We start from the raw sequence: 15444 nt of genomic DNA on the forward strand, positions 1-15444 counted from the left end.
CGGTTCAGCCGACCCACAGGAGCAGGACGGCGAGGCTCGCGGCGGCCCCCGCGAAGCAGGCCGCGGCCGCCTTCGGGCTCGGTCCGGCGGTCCCGGAGGCGCGGCCGCCCAGCATCGACTCCAGCTGCTCGCGCAGCTCCTCGTTGAACGCCAGGCCCGCCGCGAGGATCAGCGCCGACGGCGCCGCGTAGACCAGGGTGTAGCCGACGAGGACGGCCACCGCGGCCGCGGCCGCGACATCGGCGTCGACGAGGCGTTCGACGGCCAGGAGCATCGGGAAGGCGTTGGGGAGGTCGCCGAGCGTGGCGAGCGCCCCGAACGGCAGCGCGCTCCAGACGTTCACCCACGGCGGCAGTGTGCGGTCTCGGCGCTCCCGGGGCCTGAGCCTGCGCACGCCGGCGACGACCAGTGCCGCCGCCAGGCCGGCGAACAGCAGGCGGCGCAGCCACAGTGCGATCCCCTCCAGCGCCGACTCCGCGAACGACAGTCCGAAGTAGAACGCCAGGGCGAGGGCCAGGAACGAGGCGGCCGCGCCGAGCATGAACGCCCAGCCGGTCGGCGCGGGGCGCTTCGCCCCGAGCAGGATCACGATGACGATCCAGATCGTGGCGGCGTTGACCGAGTCCAGCAGCGCCAGGCCCGTCAGGCCCCACAGCAGTCCGGCCGTCACCGGGCATCGACCCGCGCCACGGCGCGCTCCGTCGAGCCGCCCCTGTCGCATCCCATACGCGATCCCTCCTGAACTGCGGCACTCGCCGCAGCCCACGGTATCGCCGAGCCCGCGGGCGGCGGCGCGCTCACCCCGCCGGACGGGCGCGGCGCCCCTGCGGGTCAGTCGGGCAGCTCCCAGATGAACACGAGCCCCGCGGGCGTGGACTGGAACGAGTGGAGCGTCCAGCCGTTCCCGGCGCCCTCGTCCAGGACGGGCTGGATCGTCTCCTCGGCGATCCTGTCCTCGTCCTTGGCGGTGAGCACCGCCTTGACCATCCTGTTCTGCGCCTTGTAGCGGACCATCGTCGCCTCCGTGAAGGGTGTCGGAACGGTCGTCGAGTCAAGTATGCTTGACTCATCGAATTGAAGTCAAGCGTACTTGACTCGACGACGCGAGGAGGACATCGATGGCGACTCATGACGCGGCCACGAGATATCAGGGCTCCAACAGGGCGACCGCGCGGCTCGCGCTCTGGACGCTGGCCTGGACGGCGACCCTCGCCGCGGCCCGGCTCGGCCCCGAGCTGCTGTGGGACGGGCAGGCCTCGCCCGCGGCGAGCTGGGTCGCCGTCGGCGCCAACGTCCTCGTCGGCGCCGCCTGGATCGTCTCCTTCGCGCGCTACCTCCGAGCGCTCGACGACCTGTGGCGCAAGATCACGCAGGACTCGCTGGCGGTCGCCCTCGGGGTGGGCTGGGTCGCCGGCTTCGCCTACATCGCGGCGGACGCCGCGGGCCTCATCGCCCGCGACCTCGACATCGCGCTCTTCCCTGTGCTCCTGGGGGCCGTCTACATCGTCGCGGTCGCCGTCGGCTGGATCAGGTACCGATGAGGAACCGCATCGCAGAGCTCCGGGCCGAACGCTCCTGGACGCAGGCCGACCTGGCCCGGCGCATCGGCGTCTCGCGGCAGTCGGTCAACGCGATCGAGACGGGGAAGTTCGACCCGAGCCTGCCCGTGGCGTTCCGCCTGGCCAGGCTGTTCGGCATGCCGATCGAGCACCTGTTCACCGACGAGCAGGGCGAGGAGTAGGCCCGCGGGTCTTCGAATCGACCGCCGGGCAGGGCTCGGGAGCGGTCTTGGGCGCGCGGTCGAGAGCGCGGACGACGCCGTGAGCGATACAATCTCCATACGACACTCTGTCCTCTTCATTCACACTGCGGCACAACGGGATTAGGCGTGATGACAGCGAGATTCGAGCACACCGACGCCTTCCGCGGGGCGGTCTTCCAGTCCGTCGACCTGACGGAGGCGGTGTTCCGCGACTGCGATCTGAGCCGGGTCCGCGTCACCGGGTCGGCGATCCCCGAGCTGCGCGTGTCGGGCCACGCCGGCGAGATCGACCGGCTCGTGGTCAACGACGTCGACGTCACCGGTTTCGTGCAGGACGAACTCGACCGGCGCCACCCCGAACGCGTGACGCTGCGGGCGGCTCGGACGCCGGACGACTTCCGGTCGGTGTGGACGCTCCTGGAGGGGCTCTGGGAGGACGCGATCGCCCGCGCCGAGCGGCTGCCGGAGGCGGCCCGGAACGAGCGGGTGGACGGCGAGTGGTCCTTCGCCGAGACGCTGCGCCACCTGGTCTTCGCCACCGACATCTGGGTGGGGCGCATGGCGGGGGGCGAGGCCCGGCCGTTCCACCGGATCGGCCTGCCGACCGGCGACTACCCGGCCGAGGCGGCCCGCGGACTCGGCCTCGACCGCGACGCGCGGCCCTCCTGGGACGAGATCACGGAGGTCCGCGCCGGTCGCGCGGCGATGATGAGGGACGCGGTGGAGCGCCTGACCGAAGCGGAGTTCGAGCGGGTCGTCACCGCCGAGCCGGCCCCGACCTGGGGAGCGGTGACCCTGCCGGTCGGCAGGTGCCTCCGGGTGGTGCTCAACGAGCACTGCGAGCACCGCCGCTTCGCCCTGCGCGACCTGGCGGTCCTGGAGTCCCGCTGAAGGGGCCGCGGCGGGCCTCCCGCGTCGCGGGCGCCCGGGCCCCGGATGACCGGGGCCCGGGCGAACGGTACTGCTCTCAACTCGCCGTGCAGGTCACGGCGGGCGCGGCGGCCGCGCCGGAGCCGATGAACCCCCAGGCGGTGCTGCGGGTCTGGCCGGCCGCGACGGTGCCGTTCCATCCGACGTCGCGGGCGGTCACCGTCGACCCGGCGGTGGTGACCTCGGCGTTCCAACTGCTGGAGACGGACTGGCCGCCGGGCCAGGTCCAGGTGAGCGTCCAGCCGTCGAGCGGGCGGGAGCCGGCGGTGACGTCGACGTCGCCCTGCCAGCCCGAACCCCAGTCGCCGACCACGCGGACGACGGCGGTGCACTCGCCGTCGGCCGGCGGCGTGGTCTCCTCGGGCGGGGTCGTGGGCTCCTCAGGCGGGGTCGTGCCGCCGGGGTCGCCCTGGTCGAGTCCGAAGAACTCGATGGCGAGCCGCGCCATGCCCGACTGCGGGAGCGCGTGCCCCGCACCCTCGGCGGTGATGGCCTCGACCTGGACCGTGCCGCTCGCGTCGGCGTAGCGCTTGCGCTCCCAGTTCGGTTGCGGCCGGTCGGTGGAGGTCGGGTTCTGGCTCAGCCCGAACACGTTCGTCCACTGCTCGGCCGCCTCCTGGAGCAGCTGGTAGGGGACGAGGTTGTCCTGGCTGCCGTGCCAGAGCTGCACGCGGGGCCGCGGGCCGCTGTAGCCGGGGTAGGCCTGCCGGACCGAGTCGCCCCACGACTGCGGGGTCCGGTCCATGCCGCCGCTGACGCAGCGGCTGGTCTGCGGCGGGAAGTCGGCCTCGTTCGCGAAGCAGGTGAAGGGGACGCCCATGAACGCCGAGCCGGCGGCGAACACGTCCGGGTAGAGGGCGAGGAGCGCGTTGGTCTCCATGCCGCCCGAGGAGCTCCCGGTGACGTACACCCGGTCGGGGTCGCCGCCGTACCGGTCCTCGACGTACTCGACCATCGAGACGACGGATGCCGGGTCGCTGCCGCCGCCTCGGGTCTTGGACGCGTCCGACCACACGTCGAAGCAGTTGCCCATCGCGGTCTGCTTCGTGGCGGTGGGGTAGACGACGATGAAGCCGTACTGGTCGGCCAGCGAGGCGAATTCGGATCCGGAGTAGAAGCCGGTCCCGGACCCGCCGCAGCCGTGCATGGCGACCAGGATCGCCGGCTCGGACGGCCGGGCGTCCGGCACGTAGACGTGCATGCGCAGGCCGCCGGGGTTGTCGCCGAAATTCGTCACCTCCTGGAGGGAGGCGGCGGCCGCGGAGGGCGCGAACGCGACCCCGGCGGCGATGAGCAGCAGTCCGCTGAGGACGGCCGCGAAAGCGGTTCTGGTTCGTTTCACTTGGAGGTGCTCCTGACTGTCGCGCCGAGGCGGAAGTGAGGGGGTCTCGACTGGTTCATTCGTCGAATACGCGACGATCGATACAGATGTGAGCGGCGGTGTCAGCGGGTCGTCCGGGACAGGTCGCTGCGGTGGGTCTCGTCGGCCGCGCGGATGCATACCGCGGTGAGCAGGCAGCACGCGGCGATCACGATCGAGAGCACGACGACGTGGGCCCCGCCTGCCAGGATCGCGGCGAACACCAGCGGCGAGGCGCCCGCGCCGGTCGAGGAGACCTGGTAGCCGAGCGAGGCGCCGGTGTAGCGGGTGCGGGTCGCGAACATCTCGCTGTACAGCGCGGCCAGGGGGCCGTACATCATCGGGTGGACGACGGCCTGGCCGACGACCACGGCGAGGGTGAGCATGAGGACCGATCCGGTGTCGATCATCGGGAACATGAGGAAGGCGAACGCCGCCATGGCCAGCGCGCCGGCGAGGACGACCGGCCGCCTGCCGATCCGGTCCGACCAGGCCGAGTACGCGGGGATGGCGATCACCGCCAGCGCCGAGGAGAGCGCCAGCGCGTTGAGGACGGTGCCGCGCGGGAATCCCGCCTCGACGGCGTAGGCGACGGCGAACGCGGTGAGCGTGGACTGCGCGACGAAGACGCCGAAGCCGATCCCGACGGCCAGGAGCAGGTTCCTGGGGTGCCTGCGGAGGACTTCGCGCAGGGGCCAGCGCTCCGCGGCCTCGGGGGCGGCGCCTTCGAACACGGGGGTCTCGGCGACGCGCGACCGCACGAAGAGGCCGAGCGCGAGCAGGACGACGCTGAGCAGGAACGGGAGGCGCCAGCCCCAGGAGAGGAACTGCGCCTCGGTGGTGCCGGCGGCGACCAGGGCGAGGACCACTGTGGAGAGGACCATGCCGCTGGGGGCGCCCGCGTTGGTGAACGAGGCCCACAGTCCGCGCCGGGAGGGGGCGTGCTCGGCCGAGAGCAGGACCGCGCCGCCCCATTCGCCGCCGAGGGCGATGCCCTGGACGACGCGGAGGGCGACGAGCAGGAGCGGCGCGAGGCCCCCGACCTGGTCGTGGGTGGGCAGCAGGCCGATGAGGGTGCTCGCTGCGCCCATGGTCGCCATGGTGACCACGAGCATCCGCTTGCGGCCGAGGCGGTCGCCGAAGTGCCCGAAGACGATGCCGCCGAGCGGCCGGGCGAGGTAGCCGGCGGCGAGGGTGCCGAAGCTGGCGACGGTGCCCACCAGGGGGTCCATGTCGGAGAAGAAGACCTTGTTGAAGACGAGCGCGGCGGCGGTCGCGTAGAGGAGGAAGTCGTAGAACTCGATCAGGCTGCCCAGGTAGCTGGAGATGACGGCGCGGCGGAGCTGGGGGCCGGTCGCCGGTTCGGTCCGAGACATGGCGTGCCTCCGGTGGGGTTGCGGCGGGGGCCGGTCGGACGGCCGGACCCTTTAAATTAATCTATGTAAATACATGACGACAGTCAAGGATTTGCATATACTGATTCCATGACGAGTGACAACGGGGAGGTCCGCCCCCAGGGCCTGCTGCTCACCTTCTTCGGCGGGCACGTGCTCGGCCGGGGCGTGCGCGTCGCCACCGGCAGCGTCGTCGAGGTGCTCGCCCGCGTCGGCGTGGCCGAGCCGGCCGCCAGGTCGGCGCTGAGCCGCATGGCCGAGCACGGGCTCCTGCGGCGGCACCGGCACGGGCGCAAGGTCTACCTGGGGCTCACACCGCGGTCCCGCGGCATCCTCAACGACGGCGAGGTCCGCATCTGGCGCAACGGCGTCGTGGACGACCGGTGGGACGGCACCTGGACCCTCCTGGGGTTCACCGTCCCCGAATCGCAGCGCAGCCGGCGCCACCTCCTGCGCTCGCGGCTCATGTGGGCCGGATTCGGCAGCCTCCAGGGCGGGCTGTGGATCGCCCCCTCCCCCGTCGACGCGGACACGCTGCTGGCCGGCGTCGAGGCGGCCGAGCACGTCAAGCTCTTCGAGGCCCGCGCGCTCGCCCCCACCGACGTGCGCGACCTCGTCGAGAGCGCCTGGGACCTCGAAGCGCTCGCCAAGCACTACCTCCGGTTCATCGAGCGCTGGTCGCCCGAGCCGACCGGCCCCGACTCGGCCGACCCGCTGGCCCGGCAGCTGCTGCTCACCGCCGAGTGGCTGCACCTGCTGCGCAAGGACCCGCGGCTGCCGGTGCAGCACCTGCCCGGCGACTGGCCCGCCGAGCGGGCCCAGCGCCTCTTCCGGCGCCTCCACGCCGAGCTCGAGCCCCGGGCCCGGGCCATCGCGTTCGCGGCGCTGGACACCACCCCCGAAGCGGACGAAGGAGACCACTGATGGACTTGAGCGGCAAGAGCGCGATCGTCACCGGCGCGGGACGGGGGCTGGGCCGGGCGTACGCGCTGGCGATGGCGGCCGCGGGCGCCTCGGTGGTCGTCAACGACGCGGACGCGGAGGCCGCCGCGAAGGTGGCCGCCGAGGCCGAGGCGGCGGGCGGGCGGGCCGTGGCCGCGCCCGGCGCGGTCGGCTCCGCCGCGACGGCGGAGATGCTGGCCGAGACGGCGCTCGAGTCGTTCGGACGCCTCGACGGCCTGGTGACCAACGCGGGGGTGCTGCGCGACCGGATCCTGTGGAAGATGTCCGACGAGGACTTCGACGCCGTCGTCGACGTCCATCTGCGGGGGACGTTCACCTGCGTGCGGGCCGCCGTGCGGCGGATGCGGTCCCAGGGCGAGGGCGGCCGGATCATCGTGGTCGGCTCCCCGGCCGGGCAGCGCGGCAACGTGGGCCAGACCAACTACTCGGCCGCGAAGGCCGCGATCGTCGGCATGGCGCGCACCTGGGCCGCCGAGTGCGCGCGCGACCGCATCGCGGTCAACGCCGTGATCCCGGTGGCCGCCACGGCGATGACCAGGACGATCCCCGTGTTCGAGCCGTACGCGCGCGCCTGGGAGGAGGAGGGCCGGCCCCTGCCCGCATGGCTGCGCGCCGGGGCCGGGTTCGGCGTCCCCGAGGACGTCGCGGCGCTGCCGGTGTTCCTCATGTCCGACGCCGCCGCCGCGATCACCGGGCAGGCCGTCGGGCTCGGGGGCGACCGGCTCTCGCTGTGGTCCCACCCGCAGGAGACCGTCGCCGCGTGCCGCGACGGCGGCTGGACCGCCGACGGCATCGCGTCCGTGTGGCCCCACGTGTTCGGGCCGCGGGCCGAGACGGTGGGCGTGCCCGCCGTCGAAGCGCCGCAGGAGGGGTCGTGAACGTCGGGGAGCTGACCGCCGTCGACGTGCACGTGCACGCCGAGATCGGCGAGGACGGGCGCACCGCGCTGCCCGACGAGCTGCTCGACGCCTCCAGCGCGCACTTCGCGGCGCACGGGCGCCGCAGCCCCTCGATCGACGCGACCGCCGCGTACTACCGCGAGCGGCGCATGGCCGCCGTGGTGTTCACCGTCGACGCCGAGCACGCCACCGGCCGCCCGCCGATCCCGAACGAGGAGGTCGCGGCCGCGTGCGCGCGCAACGCGGACGTCCTCATCCCGTTCGCCAGCGTGGACCCCTGGCGCGGCGCCGCGGCGGTGCGGGCGGTCCGGCGCCTCGCCGCCGACCACGGCGTCCGCGGATTCAAGTTCCACCCCAGCCTCCAGGCGTTCGACCCGTCCGAGCGGCGGTTCTACCCGGTGTACGAGGCCATCGCCGAACTCGGGCTCCCCGCGGTGTTCCACACCGGGCAGACCGGCATAGGCGCCGGGCTCCCCGGCGGCGGCGGCATCCGGCTGAAGTACTCCGATCCGATGCTGCTCGACGGCGTCGCCGCCGACGTCCCGGACCTGACGATCATCCTGGCGCACCCGTCCTTCCCGTGGCAGGAGGAGGCGCTCGCCGTCGCCGTCCACAAGCCCTCGGTCCACATCGACCTGTCCGGGTGGTCGCCGAAGTACTTCCCCCCGCTGCTCGTGCGCTACGCCGACTCGCTGCTCAAGCACAAGGTGCTGTTCGGCTCCGACTACCCCCTGCTCACCCCCGACCGGTGGCTGGCCGACTTCGCGGCGCTCGACCTCAAGGACGAGGTGCGGCCGCTGATCCTCAAGGAGAACGCCGCGCGCCTCCTCGGGCTGGGAACGGGGTGAGGCCTTGCGCGACTTCGGCATCGGATCGTGGACGGCGCGCCGGGCCCGCAAGAGCCCGCACCGGACCGCCGTCATAGGCCCCGGCCGCCGCCTCACCTACGCCGAGCTGCACGAGCGGGTCCACCGCCTCGCCCACGCCCTGCGCACCCTCGGCGTCCGCCGCGGCGACCGGGTCGCCTACCTGGGCCCGAACCACCACACGCTCCTCGAGACGCTCTTCGCCGGCGGCGTCCTCGGCGCGATCGTCGTGCCCCTCAACACCCGCCTCGCCCCGCCGGAGCTCGAGCACTGCCTGGAGGACTCGGGCAGCGCCGTGCTGATCCGCGGCGACGGGGCCGCGGGCACCGCGCGCCGCACGATCGACGTCGGCGACCCCGGCCCGCTCGGCTACGAGGCGCTGCTGGCCGACGCGCCGTCGACCCCGATCGACGAGGCCGTGGCCCTCGACGACCCGTTCGTCATCATGTACACCTCCGGCACCACCGGCCGCCCCAAGGGGGTGCTGCTCACCCACGGCAACCTCACCTGGAACGCGGTCAACGTCCTGGTCGACATGGACCTCGCCCACGACGAGGTCACGCTGTGCGCGGCGCCGCTGTTCCACACCGCGGGCCTGAACATGACCTGCCTGCCGACGCTCCTCAAGGGCGGCACCGTGGTCCTGGAGCCCGCCTTCGACCCCGACCGCGCGCTGCGGCTCGTCGAGGAGCTCCGCGTCACCTACGTGTTCGGCGTCCCGGTCATGTTCGACGCGATCGCCCGCTGCGCGGCCTGGGAGGGCGCCGACCTGTCGAGCCTGCGGCGCCTCACCTGCGGCGGCGCCCCCGTGCCGGCCCCCACCATCGCGGCCTTCCTCGACCGGGGCGTCGTCTTCAGCCAGGGCTACGGCATGACCGAGGCCTCGCCGGGCGTGCTCTTCCTGCCCGCGCAGGACAGCGCCCGCAAGGCCGGGACGGCGGGCGTGCCGCACTTCTTCACCGACGTCGAGGTGGTCGACCCCGGGGCGCGGCCGGTCGCGGCCGGGGAGCGCGGCGAGGTCATCGCGCACGGCCCCAACGTGATGCGCGGGTACTGGGGCCGACCGGAGGAGACCGCGGCCGCCGTCGCGGACGGATGGCTGCGCACCGGGGACATCGCCGTCGCCGACGCCGACGGCTACATCGCCATCGTGGACCGGGCGAAGGACGTGTTCATCTCCGGCGGCGAGAACGTCTCCCCCGCCGAGGTCGAACTGGCGCTGCGCGAGCATCCCGGCGTCGCCGACTGCGCGGTGATCGGCGTCCCCGACGCGGACTGGGGCGAGGTCGGCAAGGCGATCGTCGTCCCGGCCGCCGAGGCCCGCCCGGACGGACCCGCGCTCCTGGCGTTCCTGCGCGGCAGGCTCGCCGGGTACAAGATCCCGAAGACGGTGGTGTTCACCGCCGCGCTCCCCCGCTCCCCCGCGGGCAAGATCATCCGAGACATCCTCAGAAAGGAGCACCGATGAGCCATCGAGCCGACGGCGTCGCGGCGATCGTCGCGCTGGCCGGAACCGACCTCGGCCGCACCGAATGGCGCGTGGTCGACCAGGACCGGGTGCAGCGGTTCGCCGACGCCACCGACGACCACCAGTGGATCCACACCGACCCCCGGCGCGCCGCCGCGGGACCGTTCGGCGCCGCCATCGCCCACGGCTACCTCACGCTCTCGCTGGTCATCCCGATGTTCGGCGAACTCCTGGCGATCGACGGGGTGACCGCGAGCGTCAACTACGGGCTGAACCGGGTGCGCTTCCCGTCCCCGGTGAAGGTCGGCGACCGGATCCGCCTGCACGCCGAGGTGGCCGACGCGACGGAGGTCCGAGGAGGAGCCCAGCTCGGCGTGGACTTCACCGTCGAGATCGAACACGGCGCCAAACCGGCCTGCGTCGCGCAGGCGGTCTACCGCTACTACCGATGACGGCCGGCAGGCGCTCGGCGGCGGGCCGATCGCAGCCGAGGCCCTCGCACGTGGCGGATGCTGCCGGAGTCCTGCTTCACCGGTCGACGACGCCGCCCGTCGATGCGGTGCCGCTCGCCGAAGCCGTCCGATCCGCCCGGAGGCGGCGGGCTCGGTTCGCGGCGCGAAATTCGAGTCGGCCCCGGAGCGCGGCCGAGGGCGGGATAATCGGTGCCGAGCCGAGGAGGGAACGATGATCATCAATGTGGACCGCTCGAGCGTCGCGATGGGCGACGACATCCGGCCGCACGCCGAGACGGTCGATCTGCCAGAGTCGAGCACGATCGCCGAGGCCGTGGCCTATCTGCGGCAGCGGAAGTACCTCGCGCCGATCGCGGGAGGGCGGGCGACGTGGGTCCTGGAGGTGAACGGCAGGCCCGCGGCCGTGATCGCGCAGCAGTGGGCCGAGCCGAAGTTCGCCGTCGACCCGTCCGACACGCTCGGCTCCTTCGGCGGCGAGGTCTCCCTCATGTTCAGGTACCGGGCGCAGATCGACCCCGACGACCTCTACGACACGCTCTCGGGAGGCTGACGGCGGCCAAGGACGGGAACTCGTCACGGATCCCGCGGCGCGGACGCGGCGATGCCCGTGGCGGCGGCGCGGCCGGCGACCGGTCCCGCGCCCCCGGTCCGCAGGACGGCGGTGTCGTCGCGCGGGTCGAGGGGCGGTGAGGCCGGGACCGGCCGCGGCGCCTGCCGCCGAGTCCGGCCACGGTCGCCTCGGCGTCCCGGGAGCGCCGGTCCCCCTCAGGCGGAGTCGCGCCACAGGAGCTTCGAGCGCACCGCCCGGTGGATCGAGGGGACGTCGGCGAAATCGGCGGCGGCGAGCTCGTCGACGATGTCGAGCGTGTGCGAGGCCAGCCCGAGGCGGTCGAGGGCGATCGAGGTCAGCCGCGGGTCGACGGCCTCGCCCAGGGAGAGGCCGTCGACGCCGACGATGCGGACCCGGCCGGGCACGTCGATCCCGTGGGCATGCGCGTGCTGGACCGCGCCGAGCGCCATGAGGTCGTTGAACATCAGGACCGCGTCGGTCTCGGGGTGCGCCTCGAGCAGCCGCGCGAACGCCTGGGCGCCTCCGGCGATGGTCTCCTCGCCCACGACGCCGCCGGCGAGCTGGTCGCCGGCCGCCTGCTCGAACCAGATCCGCCGCAGCGAGGGCGTGTACTCGCCGAGCGCGTTCCGGGAGCTCGTCGAGTCGACCATGCCGAAGCGGCGCGCGCCGCGGGCCCGCAGCGCGGACACCGCCTCGACGACGCCCGACTCGAGGTCGAGCTCGACCGAGTGGACGCCGAGCTCGGTGCCGCGCGATTCGAGTCGCACCACGGGCAGGCCTCCGCTCGCCGCGCGGAGCACCGCGTCGGACCCGGTGAAGTGGCCGACGATGACGTCCACCTGGTTCGTGAGCACGCCTATCGAGTCCTCGGCCCTGCCCTCCGAGGCCGCCATCGCCATCTGCCAGCCGCGCTCGCCGGCGACCGACAGCAGGTCGGCGGCGATCTCGGTGAAGTACGGGTTCCGGAACGACGCGACCACGAGGCCCATCGCATGGGTCTTCTTGCGGTTGACCAGGTTCCTCGCGAAGCGGCTGGGCCGGTAGCCGAGCCGCTCGGCGGTGGCCAGGACCCTGGCCCGCGTGGTCTCGCTGATATCGCTCATGCCGTTCATCGCACGGGTGACGGTCTGGCGCGAGACGCCCGCGGCCGCGGCCACGTCGAGAATCGTCACCCGCTTGGACACGGCTCCTCCTTCGTTCTCACGCGCTCGCGCGGTTCGGCGCCGACCGGTGGTCCGGAGGAGGCTCCCCGCGTCCGAACCGCGGCGGGCCCGTCCCGGCGCTCGTTCTCGGATCGGTTTCGTGAACCTTCACGATACTCACCGACGGCGTGCGGGACAAGCCGCATGCGGCGCGGCGGACGGGATCCGGAGCGCAGGCGGCCCCGTGCGGCCCGGGTGTCCCCGTCCGGCCCGCGGCCCGCTCGGACATACTTGCCGGTATGTCCCGCACAGACGATGTCGTCAACGGCATCAAGCGCATGATCCTCAACGGCGAGCTGGCCCCGGGCGAACGCCTGCCGGTCGAGAAGGAGCTCGCCGCGATGCTCGGCGTCTCCCGCGGCTCGCTGCGCGAAGGGGTCCGGGCGCTGTCGGTGCTCGGCGTCCTCCACACCCGGCGCGGCGACGGCACCTACGTCACCCCCCTCGACCTCTCCCTCCTCCTGGCGCCGGTGGGATTCGTGGTGGAACTCCAGGTGGAGGGGCAGACCAGGCAGGTCCACACGGTGCGGCGCCTCCTGGAGTGCGAGGCCGCCCGCCTCGCGGCCCACAGCATCACCGACGAGGCGCTCGACGAGGCGGAGGCGCTCCTGGAGGAGGCCAGGTCGATCCTCGACAGCGAGCCCGAGCGGCATGAGCGCATCATCGAGATCGACATCGCCTTCCACCGGATCATCGCCGTCCACTCCGACAACCAGGTGCTGGCCGGCATGATCGAGGCGCTCGCCAGCCGCACCGCGCGGGAGCGGCTGTGGCGGAGCCTCCGCGAGGAGGGCGCCGACCGCCGCACCCACGAGGAGCACCTCGCCATCCTGCGGGCCCTCAGAGCCCGCGACTCCCAAGCGGCCGAGGTCCGCATGGCCAACCACCTGCTCGGCGTGGAGGAGTCCCTGGCCCTCGGCGGCGCCGCGACGCTTCCGGACCCGGACCCGGACGCCGACTCGGACGACGCCGACGACTGACCCGAACATCGGTCGAATTGATCAGATCTGATCCGAACGGCCTGTTGATCGATGTTCCCTTTTATCCTTGAACACGCCGTATTCTCATGGACGGATTCTCCGGTGTCACCTTGTCCCGCTCCCCGATCGCAAGAAACATCAGACTTTTAGCCGCCGTGCTCTTGCAACGCCTCTCCGCTGCGGTTAGCTTGTGTATCGGTCCGAGTGCAGCGGCCGACACCCCCGTCGCACCGCGCCTCGCCACCTCCGAGGAGTCCAGTGATGAACGCCGCCGATGAGATCGAGTGGAACCGCCCCGGCCTGCACCTGCGGTTCGCCTACGGCGACGACGGCCCGGTCGAGCTCGTCGCCCTGGCGACCGGGCCCGGCGCCCCCTCCATCGCGGTGCCCTTCCCGATCGTCGAACTCACCACCGGCGGCCGCCGGCGCGAGCGCAACACCCAGATCTACCGCCACACGGTCGCCGGGGTGCGCCTGCGCCACGTCGACCACGAGGCCGACGCGCAGGAGGTGCGGATCCGCCAGCGCGACGAGTCGACCGGGGTCGAGGTCCTCAGCCGGTTCAGGGCGGCCGGGCCGGGACTCCAGATCTCGCACACGGTCCGCAACACCTCCGCTGAGGACGTCGTGCTGACGGCCGTGACCTCGGTGCTCTTGGCGCTCAAGGGAACCGCGTACGACCTGCTGTGGGGGCGGAGCGAATGGCTGGGCGAGGGCCGCTGGAGGCGGCACCCGCTGGCCGACGTCCTCCCGGACCTGAACCTGGACCTCCACCGCCAGGACGGGCGGGGCCGGTTCAAGGTCACCAGTCACGGCTCCTGGTCCAGCGGGGACGTGCTGCCCACCGGGGTGCTCGCGGGATCGGAGGGGCCCTCGGTCGCATGGCAGGTCGAGACGAGCGCGGGCTGGCACTGGGAGCTGTCGCGCCTGCGGGAGGGCGTGGTCCTGGGCGCCCTGGGGCCGACGGACGCCGAGCACCAGTTCGCCGAGCGGCTGGCTCCGGGAACGGCGTTCACGTCGGTGCCCGCGGGCCTGGCCGTGGCCGACGGGGGCCGGGACGCCGCCTTCGCGGCGCTCGCGGACTACCGCCGCGCCATCCGGGTGCGGCGGCCCGTGGACGACCGGCTCCCGGTCGTCTACAACGACTACATGAACACGCTCATGGGCGACCCCTCGACCGAGAAGCTGCTGCCGCTCGTCGAGTCGGCGGCCGCGGCGGGCGCCGAGTACTTCTGCGTCGACGCCGGCTGGTTCGCCGGCCCGCGGGGCTGGTGGCACAGCGCCGGTGAGTGGCGCGAGGCCCCGGGCCGGTTCACCGGCGGGCTCGTGTCGGTCGCCGACGCGATCCGCCGCGCCGGCATGCGGCCGGGCCTGTGGCTCGAACCCGAGGGCGTGGGCGTGGCCTCGCCGGTGGCCGAGCGGCTTCCGGACGAGGCGTTCTTCCAGCGGTTCGGGCAGCGTGTCGTGGAGGGGAACCACTACCAGCTCGACCTGCGCCACCCGGCGGCCCGGGCCCACCTGGACGAGACCGTCGACCGGCTGGTGGACGAGTTCGGCCTCGGGTACTTCAAGCTCGACTACAACGTCGACATCGGGGCGGGGACCGAGGTGGGGGTCGCGGGTGCGGGCGCGGGGCTGCTCGGGCACACGCGCGCGCTCCGGGACTGGCTGCTCGGGGTGCAGGAGCGCCATCCCGCCCTCCTCATCGAGAGCTGCTCGTCCGGGGGGATGCGCATGGACTACGGCCTGCTGTCGGTGGCGCACCTCCAGTCCACCAGCGACCAGCAGGACTTCCTGCTGTACCCGCCGGTCGCGGCGGCGGCGCCGGCGAGCGTCCTGCCCGAGCAGGCGGGGAACTGGGCGTACCCGGCCGCGTCGATGTCCCTGGAGGAGACGGCGTTCGCGATGACGGCGGGCGTCATGGGGCGGATGTACCTCTCGGGGTTCCTGCACGAGCTCGGCGACGAGCGGTCCGCGCTCGTGTCGGAGGCGGTCGCGCTGCACCGGGACCGGCGCGCCGATATCGCCGTGTCGCACCCGGTCTGGCCGCTGGGCCTGCCCGGATGGGACGACGAGGTGATCGCGCTGATGCTCGACGCCGGTCCCGGATCGCTCATGGCGGTCTGGTCCCGGGGCGCCGCGGCGGAGGTCGTCCTCCCCGGGCTGGAGGGCCGGCGGCTGGAGCAGGTGTACCCCGCGGCGCTGCCGGAGTGGAAGGTCCGCGGCGGGAGCGGCGCGCCGGTCATCGAGGTCCCGGCGGGGCCGAGCGCCCGGATCTTCACGGTCAGCGCCGAATGAGCCCGCGGCGGGTGTGCCGCCATGGCGCTCGGCGCACGGGCCCGGGACGGGCTCGAAGCACTCGATCTCGGTGGCCATGAGGTCCACGCTCGGCCCACGGGCCCGGGACGGACTCGGGACGCGAAGTCCCTGCGCAAAGGCCGTTAAAAGCTGAAGGCCGTATACCATCCCCAGCCCCCGCCCACCCAGAAGGGGAACGTAGACCCCGGCTTTGCGCGCGGGTCCGACAGAATCGGGCCCGCGCGCCGCGGATGTCACCCGAAAGGGGACAGGTCGCG

Annotated in this window: 16 protein-coding genes; 11 read left to right on the forward strand and 5 right to left on the reverse strand. The window is 73.2% G+C overall.

The window, feature by feature from the left end:
* Positions 1 to 4: 4 nt before the first annotated feature.
* Together LO763_RS05705 and LO763_RS05710 are read right to left on the reverse strand one after the other, a co-directional pair.
* Positions 5 to 670 carry a GAP family protein gene (locus tag LO763_RS05705; RefSeq protein ID WP_230601003.1) on the reverse strand — a complete coding sequence of 222 codons (666 nt, stop codon included), beginning with the start codon at positions 668 to 670 and terminating at the stop codon, positions 5 to 7.
* 161 nt (positions 671 to 831) lie between these two features.
* The gene (locus tag LO763_RS05710) at positions 832 to 1014 is read right to left on the reverse strand and encodes a hypothetical protein (RefSeq protein ID WP_230601004.1); all 183 of its coding nucleotides are present in this window, start codon (positions 1012 to 1014) and stop codon (positions 832 to 834) included.
* A 104-nt stretch (positions 1015 to 1118) separates the two neighbouring features.
* Here LO763_RS05710 and LO763_RS05715 point away from each other — a divergent pair, with 104 nt between their 5' ends.
* The 3 genes from LO763_RS05715 to LO763_RS05725 all read left to right on the forward strand — a co-directional run bounded on the left by LO763_RS05715 (position 1119) and on the right by LO763_RS05725 (position 2653).
* Positions 1119 to 1541: a hypothetical protein gene (locus LO763_RS05715; protein ID WP_230601005.1), complete on the forward strand. Its 423-nt coding sequence runs from the start codon at positions 1119 to 1121 to the stop codon at positions 1539 to 1541.
* Positions 1538 to 1741 carry a helix-turn-helix transcriptional regulator gene (locus LO763_RS05720; RefSeq protein ID WP_230601006.1) on the forward strand — a complete coding sequence of 68 codons (204 nt, stop codon included), beginning with the start codon at positions 1538 to 1540 and terminating at the stop codon, positions 1739 to 1741. The genes LO763_RS05715 and LO763_RS05720 overlap by 4 nt, the downstream gene beginning before the upstream one ends.
* Before the next feature lie 150 nt (positions 1742 to 1891).
* Complete coding sequence (locus LO763_RS05725) at positions 1892 to 2653, forward strand: DinB family protein (RefSeq protein ID WP_230601007.1); 762 nt, start codon at positions 1892 to 1894, stop codon at positions 2651 to 2653.
* A gap of 76 nt (positions 2654 to 2729) precedes the next feature.
* Here the strand turns inward: LO763_RS05725 and LO763_RS05730 are convergent, their stop codons facing one another.
* A complete protein-coding gene (locus LO763_RS05730) occupies positions 2730 to 4034 on the reverse strand; it encodes an extracellular catalytic domain type 1 short-chain-length polyhydroxyalkanoate depolymerase (RefSeq protein WP_230601008.1) in 1305 nt (434 codons plus the stop codon).
* Between the two features lie 101 nt (positions 4035 to 4135).
* On the reverse strand, positions 4136 to 5428 hold the full coding sequence (locus LO763_RS05735) for an MFS transporter (protein WP_230601009.1): 1293 nt from the start codon (positions 5426 to 5428) through the stop codon (positions 4136 to 4138).
* 108 nt (positions 5429 to 5536) lie between these two features.
* Here LO763_RS05735 and LO763_RS05740 point away from each other — a divergent pair, with 108 nt between their 5' ends.
* From LO763_RS05740 to LO763_RS05765, 6 genes are all read left to right on the forward strand, one after another.
* Positions 5537 to 6370, forward strand: coding sequence for a PaaX family transcriptional regulator (locus tag LO763_RS05740; protein ID WP_230601010.1), 834 nt, complete (start codon positions 5537 to 5539; stop codon positions 6368 to 6370).
* Complete coding sequence (locus tag LO763_RS05745; protein ID WP_230601011.1) at positions 6370 to 7287, forward strand: SDR family oxidoreductase; 918 nt, start codon at positions 6370 to 6372, stop codon at positions 7285 to 7287. Before LO763_RS05740 ends, LO763_RS05745 begins: the two co-directional genes overlap by 1 nt.
* Positions 7284 to 8156, forward strand: coding sequence for an amidohydrolase family protein (locus tag LO763_RS05750; protein ID WP_230601012.1), 873 nt, complete (start codon positions 7284 to 7286; stop codon positions 8154 to 8156). The genes LO763_RS05745 and LO763_RS05750 overlap by 4 nt, the downstream gene beginning before the upstream one ends.
* Positions 8157 to 8160: 4 nt before the next feature.
* Positions 8161 to 9642: an acyl-CoA synthetase gene (locus LO763_RS05755; RefSeq protein ID WP_230601013.1), complete on the forward strand. Its 1482-nt coding sequence runs from the start codon at positions 8161 to 8163 to the stop codon at positions 9640 to 9642.
* Complete coding sequence (locus LO763_RS05760) at positions 9639 to 10094, forward strand: MaoC family dehydratase (RefSeq protein WP_230601014.1); 456 nt, start codon at positions 9639 to 9641, stop codon at positions 10092 to 10094. Before LO763_RS05755 ends, LO763_RS05760 begins: the two co-directional genes overlap by 4 nt.
* A gap of 232 nt (positions 10095 to 10326) precedes the next feature.
* Positions 10327 to 10665 (forward strand): hypothetical protein, encoded by a 339-nt coding sequence (locus tag LO763_RS05765; protein WP_230601015.1) that lies wholly within the window; start codon positions 10327 to 10329, stop codon positions 10663 to 10665.
* A gap of 215 nt (positions 10666 to 10880) precedes the next feature.
* Here the strand turns inward: LO763_RS05765 and LO763_RS05770 are convergent, their stop codons facing one another.
* Positions 10881 to 11870, reverse strand: a complete 990-nt coding sequence (locus LO763_RS05770) for a LacI family DNA-binding transcriptional regulator (RefSeq protein WP_230601016.1) — start codon at positions 11868 to 11870, stop codon at positions 10881 to 10883.
* Positions 11871 to 12127: 257 nt separating this feature from the next.
* On the opposite strand from LO763_RS05770, the gene LO763_RS05775 reads away from it, so the two are divergent.
* Positions 12128 to 12868 carry a FadR/GntR family transcriptional regulator gene (locus LO763_RS05775; RefSeq protein ID WP_230601017.1) on the forward strand — a complete coding sequence of 247 codons (741 nt, stop codon included), beginning with the start codon at positions 12128 to 12130 and terminating at the stop codon, positions 12866 to 12868.
* Positions 12869 to 13129: 261 nt separating this feature from the next.
* Positions 13130 to 15166: an alpha-galactosidase gene (locus tag LO763_RS05780; protein WP_230601018.1), complete on the forward strand. Its 2037-nt coding sequence runs from the start codon at positions 13130 to 13132 to the stop codon at positions 15164 to 15166.
* Positions 15167 to 15444: the final 278 nt, after the last annotated feature.

It is taken from the genome of Glycomyces amatae (assembly GCF_020991375.1).
Lineage (GTDB): Bacteria > Actinomycetota > Actinomycetes > Mycobacteriales > Micromonosporaceae > Glycomyces > Glycomyces amatae.